This is a genomic window from Pantoea sp. B9002, assembly GCF_013385945.1.
GTDB lineage: Bacteria > Pseudomonadota > Gammaproteobacteria > Enterobacterales > Enterobacteriaceae > Pantoea.
The window spans coordinates 1-15,871 of sequence record NZ_JACAPA010000033.1; the positions used below are offsets into that span (position 1 = coordinate 1).

General features: G+C 52.3%; 7 protein-coding genes. 2 read left to right on the forward strand and 5 right to left on the reverse strand.

Going from position 1 to position 15,871, the window contains the following annotated elements:
* The coding region (locus HX773_RS15930; protein ID WP_176972321.1) for an Ig-like domain-containing protein at positions 1 to 1,880 on the forward strand (1,880 nt) is incomplete at its 5' end.
* Positions 1,881 to 2,189: 309 nt separating this feature from the next.
* Entirely contained in the window at positions 2,190 to 5,645 is a 3,456-nt protein-coding gene (locus HX773_RS15935; protein ID WP_176972322.1) for an Ig-like domain-containing protein, read from the forward strand.
* Positions 5,646 to 5,760: 115 nt separating this feature from the next.
* Here HX773_RS15935 and HX773_RS15940 read toward each other — a convergent pair whose 3' ends face one another.
* From HX773_RS15940 to proP, 5 genes are all read right to left on the reverse strand, one after another.
* Entirely contained in the window at positions 5,761 to 7,404 is a 1,644-nt protein-coding gene (locus tag HX773_RS15940) for a methyl-accepting chemotaxis protein (RefSeq protein WP_176972323.1), read from the reverse strand.
* Between the two features lie 241 nt (positions 7,405 to 7,645).
* Positions 7,646 to 9,718: a glycogen debranching protein GlgX gene (gene glgX, locus HX773_RS15945; RefSeq protein WP_176972324.1), complete on the reverse strand. Its 2,073-nt coding sequence runs from the start codon at positions 9,716 to 9,718 to the stop codon at positions 7,646 to 7,648.
* A 35-nt stretch (positions 9,719 to 9,753) separates the two neighbouring features.
* On the reverse strand, positions 9,754 to 12,240 hold the full coding sequence (treY, locus tag HX773_RS15950) for a malto-oligosyltrehalose synthase (protein WP_176972325.1): 2,487 nt from the start codon (positions 12,238 to 12,240) through the stop codon (positions 9,754 to 9,756).
* Positions 12,237 to 14,021, reverse strand: coding sequence for a malto-oligosyltrehalose trehalohydrolase (gene treZ / locus HX773_RS15955; protein ID WP_176972326.1), 1,785 nt, complete (start codon positions 14,019 to 14,021; stop codon positions 12,237 to 12,239). The genes treY and treZ overlap by 4 nt, the downstream gene beginning before the upstream one ends.
* 251 nt (positions 14,022 to 14,272) lie before the next feature.
* Positions 14,273 to 15,712 carry a glycine betaine/L-proline transporter ProP gene (gene proP / locus HX773_RS15960; protein ID WP_176972327.1) on the reverse strand — a complete coding sequence of 480 codons (1,440 nt, stop codon included), beginning with the start codon at positions 15,710 to 15,712 and terminating at the stop codon, positions 14,273 to 14,275.
* Between the last annotated feature and the right edge of the window lie 159 nt (positions 15,713 to 15,871).

The following is a 15,871-nucleotide window of genomic DNA, read 5'->3' on the forward strand; positions in this document are numbered from 1 at the left end:
GTACCACCAGTGATGCCACACCTCGCCTTGAAGGGCGTGCAGGCAATAATGCGGTAGTGGAAATCTGGATCAACGAAGGCCGGGTAGACACGATCATGGCAGATCAATTCGGCTATTGGCGTTACACGCCGACTCTGAGCGAGGGCGCGAATAGTATTACCGTGGTTTCACAGGGTGTGAGCAGCGACGTGTTCAACATTGATTTTGCGCCGGTTGTGATACCGGTAGAACCTGAGTTGACGGTATATCCATTAGGTAGTGACGGTGATGTGACATATCAGCGCATGGCTAACGTGTTTGGTAAGGCGCCGGCGGGTTCAATGATCACACTGTTGATTAACGAGCAGGCAGTGGCAACGATTATTGTCAATGACAACGGTGATTGGTCCTTCTATACCGCACTGTTTAATGGGGAAAACCGCGTAAGCATTGCCCATGGCAATGATGTCAGTGAAACGACAACGGTAACGTTGGTGGGATCGCCTGCCCCAGCTATTTCCTTCGCTCATGATGATGAAGGTGTGAGAACCTACGTTTATCACAACGCTGCAACTGATGATGCTACGCCACAACTGCAGGGAACTGCCGCACCTAACGCCATCGTTCAGATTTATCGTGGCACGCAAAATATCGGTAGCGCGGCTGCAGATATTAACGGTAACTGGATTTTTGATGCGTCAATTAATCCGGGCCTTAATGAAATCTCTGTCGTGGAAAATGGCATCACCAGTGAAGTGTTCAACATTACCCTGGAAGTTGCGCCTACGATTACCGGTCTATTTGCCGATGGCGACTTGATTGAGAACGGTGGGGCTTCAAATGGAACAAGCTTTGTATTGCAAGGCACCGCGCAACCTTATGCGCAAGTAGCGATTGACCAAACGGGCTCACGCACGCCACTTTGGACCACTGCAGACCAATTCGGTAACTGGAGCGTGCCAGTCGTTGTGAATGTTAATGGAACAAACTCCTTCTATGTCACTTCAGGTGGGCAGTACAGCGAAGGTTATAGTTTCACTTATATTCCAGTTGCTGAGCTGCCTGAAGATGCAGAAATGCTCAACTATATTCCGCTAATTGGTATTGTTCACGATAGCGTTGGTAGCCTGCAATGGGTACAAAATAATGGTTGGACGGATGTAGCGCAGCCTGAGATTTATGGTACGTATGCCCGTCCAAATTCAATTGTGACCATTGTCGATGGCAACAATAATGTGATTGGCAGTACCACGGCAGATAACAGTGGTGATTGGCGGTTTATACCGAGCGAACCACTGGCACCGGGCAAATATGATTTCTATGCACAAAACGAATTTGGCCTTTCCGGCAACCCGTTTACGCTAAATCTGCGCGATCCAGAACCGGCCCCGCTTATGTTTGCCTGGGATGATACGGGTGATCTGCAAGGATTGCGCTGGTCAGGTGAATTAATGGATGACACCACACCTACTTTCCATGGCAGCACCCAACCTTTCTCTCAGATTTCATTGTTCAATGGTGAAGGTGAGCTGCTCGGAACGGCAACCAGCGGTTGGAATGGTGCGTGGACCATCGATATTGTTGAGCCGCTGCAGTCGGGTAGGCATTCGTTTGTTGCTGTAGATGAGAAAGGCAAATCAAGCGATGTCTTTGTGCTGAATATCGTGCCTGTGAATGATGCTCAGTTACCGGAGATGTCATCGTTACTGGCTGACGCTTCAATGATGATCTTTGCTGCCCAACCATCAGATGACGAACAGCAAGAGATTGTTGAACTGAATATCAGTGAAGAAGATATGGCAATTACGACGCTTGATACCGGTGTCATCGTTGAGAGTATCGGACAAGATATGCTGTCGGCGCAGCAGTTGGAAGAGGAATACAATCTGAACACACTGTAAGTCTTTTAGTCATTCCTTCAATTTTAAAAGTCCGGGAACGTCATGTTTTCGGACTTTTTTTATGTGCAATTTTTATCCCGTAATGAAATAGACGCTTTATCATCTCCTATTAGAGTGGATTTAATAATGTGTCAATATAAATAAGTCCATCATTGTAAGGTTCAACACGTAAAAAAGAATTTTTTCTTGCAAGACCCGGCTTGGAGATAATTTTAAAATTTATAATTATTGTTGTAAGACCGGAGGGCTACAAATAATAGCAATGGCCCGCTTGTGTGACCTTTCATTGTTATAAAAGGAATTTTTAATATGAAGTTAAAAAATGAACATCTTAATCAAACGGCTTTTGATGAGAGACTCAGTATTGCCTCTGTCTATTCCGATGCATTAGCATCCGGTCAAGTTGAGCAAGGCGATATTACTCAGGATCGTACGCCAACCTTACGTGGTACGGCTGAACCATTCTCATGGGTTCAGTTAGTCGATAACAACAATGTCATAGCACATTTTCTCGCCGACCATAATGGTGACTGGAGCTTTACGCCGGTCTTGGCCAACGGAGAGCATAATTTTCGGGTTGTTTCAGAAACAGGCCGTAGTGAATCATTTGTTATTAACGTTCAGGTGCAACATTCGGCAGGAGCCCAAATAACACACGTTTACGACAATGTCGGCAATGCGGGTTTCGTTCATTCAGGCACTGCCACCGATGATAAAAATCCCGACATTTATGGCACTGCACAACCTTACGAAGTGGTAAGACTGTATTCTAATAGCAGACTTATTGGTAGTGCTAAAGCCGGTGAAGACGGTAGTTGGAAAATGTCTCCAGTATTATTTTCCGGAGACAACTATCTTGTTCTTCTTGGCAAAGATGGAACGTTTAATGGCGGCTTTGATGTTAAGGTTTCTGATAGCTATGTAAGCAAACCGATAATCAACCAAATATTTGAAAATGGAAATCAAGACGTTAATTTGGTAAGCGGCAATACTATTTCTAGTGATACAATAAGTTTTAGTGGGAAACTTAGAGCGTATTCATCAGTAAAGATTTATATTAATGATGTTCTTGTCTCTCGCGATTACACAAACCATCTAGGTGAGTGGAGTTATTACTCGTCTCTGAACGCGGGGCGAAATGAAATAAAAATTATGTCAGAAGATGGTGGCATAAGTGACATTTTTGTTGTGAATGTTGCTAGCGAGTCGGCTGAGATTGTACCGTCAATTGATCATGTTTATGACGATACAAGTGGCCTGATTGAAATGAAAAGCGATCTTATTATCCACGATGATACACCGCTGTTAGTTGGTCGAGCGCCACCCAATACGTTAGTTCGGATATATTCAGATGGCTTGGAAGTCGGCAGCCAAATGACAAACGATGAAGGTAAGTGGTCTCTCAACGTCTTTATAGTCAAAGGTCAAAATACACTTACTGTTGTATCTGACAATATTACCAGTCAAGCCGTGACTATTTTAGCAGATACGCCTTATCGCCCAACGCCGGTAATTGGCAGTATGTACGATGATGTCGGCGTGCATCGCTATATTGGATCTTCCTCAGTAACAGATGATGACCGACCTACGCTGTATGGCAGCGCGCAACATGGCGCGATCATTCACGTTTATGCTAATAAAGTATTAATCGGCAGCACGCAGTCTATTCATGGCTCATGGGAGTTCACACCATCACAAGGCCTAACTTTGGGCCATAATATTATCATGGTATCCGCCAATGGTGTGCGCAGTTATCCTACTGAATTCTTTGTCAAAGCACCCGGTATTGAAGCACCAGAAATTCTGCGTGCTAACGGTGATGGTTTAACTACTTCGCATTCTGGCGAGACGTTTCCAATCGCCAATCCTGAACTGGTTGGCACAGCCATGCCGGGTAGTGTGGTCCATATTTATGTGAACACTCAGGAAGTAGGAACGGCGCTGGCAAGTAATACTGGCCGTTGGACCTATCCATTAGATTTAAAAACTGAAAACAACGATATCCACGTAGTTGTTGATGGTCAGAGTTCGGGGCATTTTGTGATCGGAGTAATACCATCAGCATTGCCAGAACCGACTCCTGAGCCAGAGCCAACTCCGGAACCAACACCAGAACCAGAACCAGAACCGGAGCCAGAACCAGAACCGGAACCAGAACCAGAGCCAGAACCAGAGCCAGAACCGGAGCCAGAACCGGAGCCAGAACCGGAACCAGAACCAGAACCAGAACCGGAACCAGAACCGGAACCAGAACCGACTCCTGAGCCTGCATTGCCTAACATTTTTGCCGTATACACGGATAACCGCTGGTGGGGGGGCTATCATACAAACGGAGGCACAATTGCAGACGCTACGCCAACATTATGTGGCAATGGCGTTGCGGGTACGCTTGTTTATATTTTCAATGAGAGCGGACAACTGGGTAGCGCTAGAGTTGGAGACAATGGGCAATGGGAATTCGCTTTAGATCTGGTTGAAGGTGATCATCAGTTCCGCGTAGTTTCAGATAATGGGGCGTTCAGTGAGCCATTCCTCATCCAGCTGCGGACTGAAGCAACATCGCCGGAACCAACACCAGAACCTACTCCGGAACCAACACCAGAGCCAACACCAGAGCCAGAGCCAGAACCGGAGCCGCAGCCAGAGCCAGAGCCAGAGCCGGAACCAATGCCAGAGCGCGCCATCCTCTCTGTCCAGTCTATGCGTGGAGAAGTTGAAGCATTAAATGGCGGCAGTGGACTTACCGATGGCCGTCCATTATTGCAAGGAATTGCGCCGCCTAATTCTTTCGTCGCCATATGGGCAAACGGTCAATACCTTACGGGTGTTTACGCAGACGGCCAGGGTAATTGGGGCTATCGTACATCGCTTAAAGACGGGGACTACAGCCTAGTGGTTAAAAACGGCAGCCGCTCGAGTGAAGCAGTGAATGTCACTGTCTCCAAAGAGGCTTATAAAGTCGCAATCCTGAGCGTATTCGACGATGACGGCGCTATGGGGTTAGTGAGAAATTATGAACAAACTGATGATGCGACCCCACTTATTTCGGGCACTGCAACTGCCGGAAGTCTGGTGACGATATACAGTAACGGTAATATTGTGGGGACAGTAACGGCAGATAGCCGTGGTTATTGGAATTACCGTCCACAATTAAATGACGGAATTAATGTACTGACCGTCGCTGCTGATGGAATCACTAGCGCAACCTATACCATCGATGTTCAGCCTTCACTTGGCATTAAGCCGCATTATGAAATTGATAAGGTTTGGGCTGATGAAGGTCAGATCGGTGCTATTGAAAATGGCGGTATGACGAACGATCGTACGCCGTTGGTTTCGGGTGGCCAGGTTCCGCCATTGACACCTGTACAGTTGTGGATTAACGGGGAGTTTATGTTATCTGATTACTCTAACTTCTCAGGAGAGTGGAGCTTTAATCCTGTACTGGCGCCGGGTTTAAATACCATAGAAATTGTGGTCATGGGTGAACGAAGCGCAGCCTTTGAAGTGGTTTATACAGAAAACAGTACTGAAAGTTTCTCATTAATGTCGTTGCAGTATGATCAGTTATTAAGCGATGAGAGCTCTCTGCTTTTCGCCCAAGACATACAGTTTGATGAGCAGACATGGGTATTGACTATCGATGAAAGCCATATGCACATTGATACCCTCATTTCGGGACAAAAATCGGATCAAAATGTCACATCTGTCAGCGAAAATAAGGGTATTACCGAGTTTGAAGAGCAATTTAACTATCAATATTGATAGCGAAATGGCTTTGAAACATAAGTAACACCACTGAGGCTGCATTTTGCAGCCTCAGTGTTAAGTAAGGCATGACAAATGATCAGTACATCACCATCACGTATGGACTGACTTTTTAAAAACTCTGCCAATCGGCGTCATTCACCACCGCAACGCGCGAAGGTTTCACGAACGAAGCCGTACGCACCACAGCCTGCGTCTGGCGCATCTCGCCAGCAACCGCGACATGGAATTTACCCACTAGCTGGTTGAGATTCCCAGCCTGTTCCTGTAGCGACTGCGAAGCGGCAGACGCTTCTTCCACCAGCGCGGCGTTCTGCTGTGTAACATCATCCATCTGATTCACCGCTTGCTGTACCTGCAAAATGCCCTGGCTCTGCTCAACGGCAGCAGCGGCAATCTCTTCAACCAACTGACTTACCTGATGAATAGCATCGTTCATCACGCTCATATTGTGGCCAACATCGCTCGCTTGCTCGGCACCCGCTTCGGTCAAACGATGCGACTCTTCGATCAGCGTCTTAATTTCCCGCGCGGCGGTGGTGGAGCGCTGCGATAAATTGCGTACTTCACCGGCGACTACCGCAAAACCTCTGCCGTGTTCCCCAGCGCGTGCCGCTTCAACCGCGGCGTTGAGTGCCAAAATGTTGGTCTGGAAAGCGATGCCTTCAATGATTGAAACGATCTCCGTCACCTTGCGCGAGCTGCCACGAATGTTATCCATGGTTGAAAGCATGGTGGTCAGTGATGTGCTGCTCTTCTCCGACAATCCGCTGGCGTTAGCGGCGAGCTGGCTTGCCTGGCGCGTGTTATCGGCGGTCTGACGCACGGTTTCACTCAGTTCGGTCATGCTGGCAGCTGTCTGCTCTAGCGATGCCGCCTGTTGCTCAGTGCGTGATGAGAGATCTTCATTGCCTGCCGAAATCTGCACCGACGCGCTGCTGACCGATTGCGACGCCTGACGCACCGATGCGAGGGCGTCTGACACTCGATCCATCAGAATATTGAACGAGTGCGCCATATTACCAACCTCATCGCGACGGCTCTCATCTGCTTTCAACGTCAGGTCGAGGTTTTCGCTGGCGGCCATCATGACGTTGCCTGCCGCAGACAAGCTACGACGAATACGCAAGACGGTGAACAGCGACAGCACACCAAAAATCAGCACGGTGGCAATAACGCCGGTGATGGTGGTCCATAACACGGAGTGGAACGTGCTGCGGTTGGTGGCGCGCAGTTCATCGCCGATGGTGATATTCAGCTGCAGCTGTTTTTGATAATCACTAATCAACTGGCGAATGGCGGCTCCGATGCCGGTTTGCCCATCAATCAGACCGAGGCTGATATCATTTTGATGCGCACGCGAAGCGGTTATAAACGGCGCCAGTGCGGCGGTGACGTGCTGAATATTGGCATAAGCGACTTCGGTTAAGCGCTTATCTTCATCGCTGGAGATATCGTGCGCCATGTAGTAATCGGTCTGCGCTTTCAAATCCGCCAGCTGTTTCTGAATCTCATCCTCAATAGCAGGCATTTTGCTGTCGTCGGTCTGGCTTTTGTGTTTGTAGAGCGTCAGCGCCAGCTGGTTACTGCCATCAATCAGTTTTCCCAGATCTTTGATCGAAGGAATCGCATTGGCCTGTACATATTCAAAGCGATCCTGAAAACCAGAGAGTAAGGAAATGGCGAGTATCGCTTGTAGGATGATGGCGCCAAACAGTATGGAAAAGGTGGCAAACAGACGTTGGGAGATGTTCATTTTATTATCCTTAATCTTAAAGCGTCCCGGCAAAAGCCGTGTAGGGAAGAGGGCAGATTAATAACCATCGGCAGATTAAGGAATTTAGTTAATTTATTTTTAAAACCGGTAACTCATATCGTTGCAGAGACAGGGGGGTTAGCGGGGAGGATTGCAACAGAGCGCGATAAATCGCGCCGCTACAGATACGTGCACTCACTTGGTAGCGGCGCAATTTATTGCGCATCGAGAAAAAGAAGGGTTACGGCCTGCGGAACAGCGCCATGCTGCGGCCTTCCAGCTCGAAATCCTTCTCTTTGGTAATCACTAATCCTTTTTCAACGCCATCAGAGGTGGAGAGTTCGAGCACCCATCCGCCTTCGCCAAACTGCGGGATGCGGAACGGCACGTTGCCTTCGTACGGATTAAACAGCATCAGTACGTCATGCCAGATGCCTTCTTCGGGTTGTAAATCCGGACGGCCGAGATACACCCCGAGCGTGGTGCCATCATCCCATTGGTCGGCCTGCTGGAAACCGCCACCGGCGTTAAACCATTTGATTTCCATACCATCACGCCAGCTTTCACGGCGCAGCAGCGGCTGCCTGGCCCTTAACGCCAAAATATGCCGGGTAAAGTCGCGCAGGGCATCGGCGGAAGGCGGCAGGTTTTCCCAATGCAGCCAGGAAATCTCGCTGTCCTGGCAGTAGCCGTTATTGTTGCCAAGCTGGCTACGGCCAAACTCATCGCCCGCCAGCAACATCGGCGTGCCGTGCGAGAACAGCAGCGTGGCGAGGAAGTTGCGTTTCTGCCGCTCACGCACCGCGTTGATGCCTTCATCGTCAGTCGGGCCTTCGGCGCCGTAATTGTACGAGCGGTTATCATTGTGTCCGTCGTTGTTGTCTTCGCCGTTGGCTTCGTTGTGTTTCTCGTTGTACGAAACCAAATCGTTTAGCGTGAAGCCATCGTGTGCGGTTAGGAAGTTGATGCTGGACCACGGACGACGGCCACGCTGATCGTAGAGATCGCCGGAACCCAGCAGGCGCGCGGCAAAGTCATTAGTGACCATGTCACCTTTCCAGTATTCGCGCACCGTATCGCGATACTTATCGTTCCACTCCGCCCAGCCCGGCGGGAAGCCGCCAACCTGATAGCCGCCCGGCCCGATATCCCACGGCTCACCAATCAGCTTCAGTTTGGACAGCACCGGATCTTGCATAATGGCATCGAAGAAGCCACTACGTTCGTCAAAGCCTTCTGGCTCACGGCCCAGCACGGTGCCGAGATCGAAGCGGAAGCCATCAACGTGCATCGATTCGGCCCAATAGCGCAGTGAATCCAGAATCATCTGCAGCACGCGTGGATGCGAGGTGTTTACGGTGTTGCCGGTGCCGGTATCGTTGATGTAATAGCGATGCTGATCGGGTAGCGTGCGGTAATAGGAGTAGTTATCGATGCCCTTAAACGACAAGGTTGGGCCGAGTTCATTGCCTTCGGCGGTGTGGTTGTAAACCACGTCGAGGATCACTTCGAGACCGGCATCGTGGAAGGCGCGTACCATATCGCGGAAGCCCTGAATGCCGCGCGGACCAAAGTAGCGCGTGGCCGGTGCGAAAAACGCCAGCGTGTTGTAACCCCAGAAATTCTTCAGGCCGCGATCCAAGAGATGCTGATCGTCCGGGAAACCATGTACCGGCAGCAGCTCAACGGTGGTCACGCCCAGACTTTTGATGTAATCAATCGAAGCCTGATTGCTTAAACCGTCGTAAGTGCCGCGCATCTCTTCGGGCACCGCCGGATTAAGCTGGCTGAAGCCTTTAACGTGGGCTTCATAAATCACCGTTTGCGACCACGGAATATTTGGCCGATTGGCATCCTGCCAGTCAAATTCATTGGGATCGATGACCACGCATTTCGGCGTAAACGGCGCACTGTCACGGGTATCAAAACTCAAATCCTTGTCTTCATGCAGCAGATCATACGCGAAGTGCGACTCATCCCACTGCAGTTCGCCCGCCAGTTCGCGTGCGTAAGGATCCAGCAACAGCTTGTTGGGGTTAAAGCGATGTCCATGCTCCGGCTCGTAAGGGCCATGCACGCGATAACCATAGAGCGCGCCGGGTTGCAAGCCGGGAATGTAACCGTGCCACACTTCGTGGGTATATTCCGGCATATCGAAGCGGGCGATTTCGTTTTCGCCGCTCTCATCGTACAAACACAGCTCCACACGCTCAGCGCAGGCGGAAAACAGCGCAAAATTCACGCCTTGACCATCAAAGTTAGCGCCAAGTACTTGTCCCGAACCTGCTGTAATTTCTAGAGGCTTACTTGTCATCAATTATTCTCCATACAGATTAATCGGGTGATGCATCAGCTGCTCAGCAGCACTAACGGCGCACTTGAGGCCGCCTCATCCAGCGCAATGTAATCGCCAATCGTCACGGTTTCACCACTCCATAAGTTGCGATAGTGGCGATGGGCGAGTGACTCGGTCAGCACCACTTCGGTTTGCGTCCACTGCGCGTTGTCGAAACTCAGGCGCGGCAGAATCACCAGCAGCGCGTGGTCGCTGTCCTGACGGGCAAAGGCGATGACTTTCTCCTGATGTTCGCCGCTAACGTCCAGCGGCTGATAATCGCCGACGCGGAACAGCTGCGGATAATCACGGCGCAGATGCAGCAAGCGCGCAATTACCTGCTGTTTCAGTTTGCCGCTCAGCCAGTTTTGCGCATCGTTGAAGTCGGGCGAAGCGGACTCTTCCAGCTGCTGCTCCAGCAGCGCAAAGTTCGGGGTGCGGCGGTTATCGGGATCGACCAGGCTGAAATCCAGCGCTTCGCTGCCCTGATAGATATCCGGCACGCCCGGCGCAGTGAGTTTGATCACCGTTTGCGTCAGGCTGTTGATCAATCCCGCCTGAATAAACGGCTGCAACGCGTGGCTGAAATCGCTGAGGAACAGCTGATTGGTTGGTGAAAGCAGATGACGCGCGTAATCCAGCACCGCTTTTTCGTAGGCTTCATTGCTCTCTGCCCAATCGGTGCGCAGTTTGGCTTCGCGTAATGCTTTCTCCACAAAGGGAATAAAGCGTGCTTCGAGTTGGCTGGCATCCTGCGGCTGCAACGTGGTCGGCCAAACACCGGCTAACGCCTGATACAGCATCCATTCCACTGCCGGCTCCGGCGCGGCGCCATCGTCCAGCTCCACCACCTGCGCCTGATTAATCTGCCGCCAGCGCGCTACGTGTTCCGCCCACAGTGCAGGGGCTTCGCTCAGCGTATACAGCCGCGCACGCGCATCTTCGCCACGCTTGGTGTCGTGGGTTGAGGTGGAAGAGATGCCATCGGGCTGCTGTTGCAGCCGCGTTTGCATCTCGCTGTGGAAATGCGCCAGTGAGAAGGGGTGCGGCAGCGGTTCTGCGCCCACTTCATTGATCGCTAATGCGACGTGATTGCGGAAGAACAGCGTGTCTTCCACCGACTTCGCCATCAGCGGTCCGGTCAGCTGCTGGAAGCGCACGCGGAATTCATGCGCGACCTGTTCGCTCTCTTCGGATACCGCGCCCAGCAGAATCGCCTGCAGCAAACTCAGTACCGTTGGCGATGCGCTGTTTTTCACCATTTCCAGCACCTGTTGCAGCAGCTCTTCACCTTCGAGCGGCATGCCATCCTGCTGGCCATAAGTGCGATACACCGGGAAGGCGATGAGGATTTCCCGCAGCGCGACGTGCAGTTCTGCTTCGCCGAGATTGCGCTGTTCTGAACCGGCAATCTGCGTTGCCAGCTTGAGTAAACGCGCAAACTCACCGGCGAAATTACGATCGACCATCAATTCGCGTGCTACGCGCAGCCCGCCCTCAACGTCGTTGCGTTGTCCGGTGGTGGCTTCATACGCCAGATGCAGCGTATCGATCTGCGAATCATCGACCAGCGCGTGCGACAGCGCGGCAATAAACTCGTAGCCGGTGGTACCGGAAATCGGCCAGTCGGCAGGAATCTGTTCCCCTTCGGCGAGGATTTTTTCCACCGTGATGTAACAATCCGGGCCGGTGGCCTGGCGCAGCTGACGCAAATAGCCTTGCGGATCGGCCAGCCCATCGACGTGATCGACGCGCAGGCCGCTGACCGCGCCAGATCGCACCAGCTCAAGAATCAGCTGGTGGGAATCGGCAAACACCGCTTCATCCTCCACGCGCACGCCGACCAGCCCGGTGATCTCAAAGAAGCGGCGATAGGAGAGCTCGCTGCGTGCATCGCGCCAGCTGATCAAGCGCCACGGCTGCTGCTCATGCAGTTCTGCAATCGCTTTGGCTTCAGTAATCGCCAGCACCTCGTCGGCGCGATCCTGCCAGCTGGCGGGCGTCAGCGGGTAAAAGCTGTCGTAATACGCCAGCGCCGGATGGCCGGTTTGCGGATGCGCTTTAATGCTCAGCTCACCGTTTTCCAGCACGTTCTCGAAGCTGTCGCCGAGAAACGGCAGCGTCAGGCGGCGCGTCCAGTCGATATCAAAGTGATTGGCATAGCGGCTGCTCTCGCCATACTCAATCACATCGCGCCACCAGGCGTTCTCCAGCGAGGCCGCCATATGGTTCGGTACGATGTCGATAATCAAGCCGATATCCGCGTCCTGCAACGCCTCAACCAGACGATTAAAGCCGTCGCGGCCGCCAATTGTGGGCTCGATCTCATTGGCATCGATCACGTCGTAACCGTGGGTGGATTCGGCGGTGGCGCTGAAAATCGGCGACGCATAAAGATGGCTGATGCCGAGGCGTTGCAGATAAGGCACCAGCGCAGCGGCGCGATCAAAAGTCATGCCGTTGCGGAACTGAATGCGGTACGTCGCAGTTGGAATACTCATGTTGTTGCTCCCTGATCCAAACGCACCACGATGGCGTGTTGTGGCAATGCTTCAGTTTCTTGCGGCCAGGCGAAAATCGTGCGGCCCGGCATGGCGGGTAAAGGTTGCGTCTGCTTGCCAATATTCAGCGCCAGCGACAGTTCGCCCTGTGGGAAATGCCAGCTGACGGCAACGAAGCCTTCAGCGGTGGCGAGCACTTTGCCGCTGTTGCCGCCGGCATCGGCCAGCAGCGGCACGATATAGTGCTGACGCAGCGCCAGCAGCTCGCGCGTTAACGCCAGCCAGCTCTGGCCTTCAGGCGTTTGTAACTTATTCCAGTCAAGCTTTGAGCGGGTAAAGGTCTGCTCGGCGTTGGGATCCGGCACCTCTTCGTCATGCCCGGCGTGGCCGGTGAACTCTTTCGCGCGACCCTCACGCACCGCTTTGGCCAAATCGCCGTGGAAATCGGTAAAAAACAGGAACGGATTGGTTTCGCCGTACTCTTCGCCCATAAACAGCAGCGGAATGTGCGGCGACAGCAGCAGCGTCGCCAGCAGCACTTTGGTGCGATCGCTGCCCGCCAGGCTGATCAAACGATCGCCCTGCGCGCGGTTACCGACCTGATCGTGGTTCTGAATGAAATCAACAAACGCCACCGGCGGCTGGCTGGCGCTAGGCACGCCGCGCCGCTGCCCACTCTGCGGCGACAGTTCGCCCTGATAAGCAAAGCCTTCAGTCAGCACACGCGCGACTAACTTCTCCGGCACGTCGGCGAAATCCTGGTAGTAGGCGTGGGTTTCGCCAGTGGCGAATACATGCACCGCGTTATGAAAATCATCGTTCCATTCGCCGCTAAACAGCGGCGCGTTACCGTGTTTATCGCGCGGATGCAGGAAGATAACGTTGCGGCAATCTTCGGTGGTGAGATGAATAGGGCGATGGGGAATTTCCTGACGGATGCGTTCGGCAATCTCAATCAGTGCATGCTTGCTGGAACTGTCTTCAATCTGGTCGATGGCATCGAAGCGCAGACCATCCAGATTAAACTCCTGCAGCCAGTAGAGCGGGGCTTCCACGATATAGCGCCGCACCGCATCGACATCATAAGCAATGCCTGCGCCCCATGGCGTCATGCGTTCCTGGTGGAAAAATTCCGGCGCCAGCAGCGGCAGATAATTGCCTTCCGGGCCAAAGTGGTTGAGCACGATATCCAGCACCACCGAGATACCGTGCGCATGCGCGGCATCGATAAAGGCTTTGAAATCATCCGGTGAACCGTAAGCCGCATGCGGGGCGTAGAGCAGCACGCCGTCATAGCCCCAACCGCGATTGCCGCCAAACTGCGACACCGGCAGCACTTCAAGTTGCGTGATGCCCAACTCGGCCAGCCACGGCAGTTTAGCGATAGCGGCCTGGAAAGTGCCTTCTGGGGTAAAAGTGCCGATATGCAGTTCGTAGACCACGGTTTCGTGCCACGGACGACCTTGCCACGCGGTATGTTGCCAGCGATAGTTTTGCGGATCGATCACCAGTGAAGGACCGTTAACTGCAGCCTTTTGCGCGCGCGCAGCGGGGTCTGGCACAATCGTGCCATCCGCCAGCACAAAGTTATACTCTGCGCCGGGCGCAACGCCGCTGACTTGCAGCTCAAACCAACCGTCGCCCGCGTCGAGCATGGCTGCGTCGTTATCGGCAACTCTTAAGGTGATGTGCTGCTGCCCAGGTGCCCAAACACGAAAACGGACGCTGTCATCAGCAAGAATCTCTGCGCCCCAGGATTTTTCAAATGATCTGAATTCCATTCAATTGCCTCGTTTAGCCCACGCAGGGGCAATGGACGACATCAAGCGATTCGCTACTGGCTGAAAACGATAAATAAAACGGGATTAATCTTGGGTCGGACAACAAATCATAGTCGATATTTTGGCCTTTTCTGGCGCATGACGATGGATTACAGGCGGGTTTCGGAAATTATCGAACAAGAGGGGGATTTTTACGCTTCGGTTAGATGAGGTCGCCATTCATGGCGACCTCTATTGATGCGGCCTGCGGTCTACGCCGGTTTATGCTTAACCTTGCGTTTACGCAATTTATCGATCAAACGATGCGCTTCGGCTTCTGTCGCTACCGCAGGCGATGAACCTTTCAGCGGTTTACGCGCCGTTTCGCTCAAGGTCAACACCGTCAGCAAACCAATAACGCCGGCACCGATCATGTAATACGCCGGCATCAGATTGTTGTGCGTGCTATCCACCAACCAGGCGGTAATCAACGGCGTGGTGCCACCAAACAGCGATACCGATAAGTTAAAACCAATTGCCAGCGCGCTATAACGAATATCGGTAACAAACAGCGCCGGTAACGTTGCGGGCATGGTGCCGCTGAAGCAGGTATGTAATAAGCCAAGAATTGCTAATCCGGCGAATACCAGCAGCATATTGCCGGAACCAATCAGCATATAGCTCGGGATCGCCAGCAAAATCAAGCCCAACGCACCCAATCCAATCACCGGACGGCGGCCAATGCGATCGGTTAAATGTCCCCACATTAATGTCAGCGGCATCATGATAAACATAATCACCATCACCAACATCAGGCCGGATAATTCACTCATTCCCAATACGCCGGTTAAATAGCTCGGCATATAGGCGGTCAACATATAATTGGAGACATTGAACAACAGCACCAGACCAATACATTTCAGCAGCGGTTTACGCTGATCGCGCAGCATCTGCCACACGCTCATACGCGGTTTGTTGTGCTCCATCTCTTCGCGCTTATCCATGTGATCTTTAAACGCTGGCGTCTCTTCCAGTTTTAATCGGATGTACAAACCGAACAGACCCAACGGCGCGGCGAGGAAGAACGGCACACGCCAGCCCCAATCCATCATGGTTTGATGCGGTAAGAAAGCGATCATGGCGGTGACCAGGCTGGCACCCAGCAGATATCCACCCAGCGTACCGAACTCAAGGAAACTGCCCATAAAGCCACGACGCTTATCGGTGGAGTACTCGGCGATAAAGGTCGCGGCACCGCCATATTCACCGCCGGTGGAGAAGCCCTGCAGCAAGCGCGCCAGCAGCAGCAGAATTGGCGCGGCGATACCAATGCTGGCGTAGCTCGGAATCAGACCGATACAGAACGTACCAATCGACATCATGATCATGGTTAACGCCAACACCTTCTGACGACCAATGCGGTCGCCGAGCGGGCCAAACACCATGCCGCCAATCGGACGCACTAAAAACGCTGCGGCGAAGGTACCAAACGAAGCGATCAGCTGCGCGGCAGCGCTGGCATCGGCGAAGAAGACCTGGCCAATGATCACGGCGAGATAGCTGTATACGCCGAAATCAAACCACTCCATCGCATTACCCAACGCGGCGGCAGCGACCGCGCGTTTCAGCAATTTGTTATCGATGACGGTGATGTCATCAACGGTTAAGCCACTGGCTGTGGCTGAATGAGTTGTATCCGTTCCTGTGCTCATAAATTCCCCAATTGAGAAAATGGCGCGATCTTATAGCTTTCGCAGCCGTAATTTCTTGAATGGAAAAGAAAGCTATAAGAGGCAGAAGAAGCGCAAACCCTAGTAAAGATTTCAACATCTCGCAAGTTGGCGGGATAAAACACTGGCAGGCAGGACGGT

What these genes read in the sequence shown, in the direction of transcription:
- proP (WP_176972327.1), bottom strand. Translation starts at nt 15,712, where the DNA reads ATGAGCACAGGAACGGATACAACTCATTCAGCCACAGCCAGTGGCTTA.
- treY (WP_176972325.1), bottom strand. Translation starts at nt 12,240, where the DNA reads ATGAGTATTCCAACTGCGACGTACCGCATTCAGTTCCGCAACGGCATG.
- glgX (WP_176972324.1), bottom strand. Translation starts at nt 9,718, where the DNA reads ATGACAAGTAAGCCTCTAGAAATTACAGCAGGTTCGGGACAAGTACTT.
- HX773_RS15940 (WP_176972323.1), bottom strand. Translation starts at nt 7,404, where the DNA reads ATGAACATCTCCCAACGTCTGTTTGCCACCTTTTCCATACTGTTTGGC.
- HX773_RS15935 (WP_176972322.1), top strand. Translation starts at nt 2,190, where the DNA reads ATGAAGTTAAAAAATGAACATCTTAATCAAACGGCTTTTGATGAGAGA.
- treZ (WP_176972326.1), bottom strand. Translation starts at nt 14,021, where the DNA reads ATGGAATTCAGATCATTTGAAAAATCCTGGGGCGCAGAGATTCTTGCT.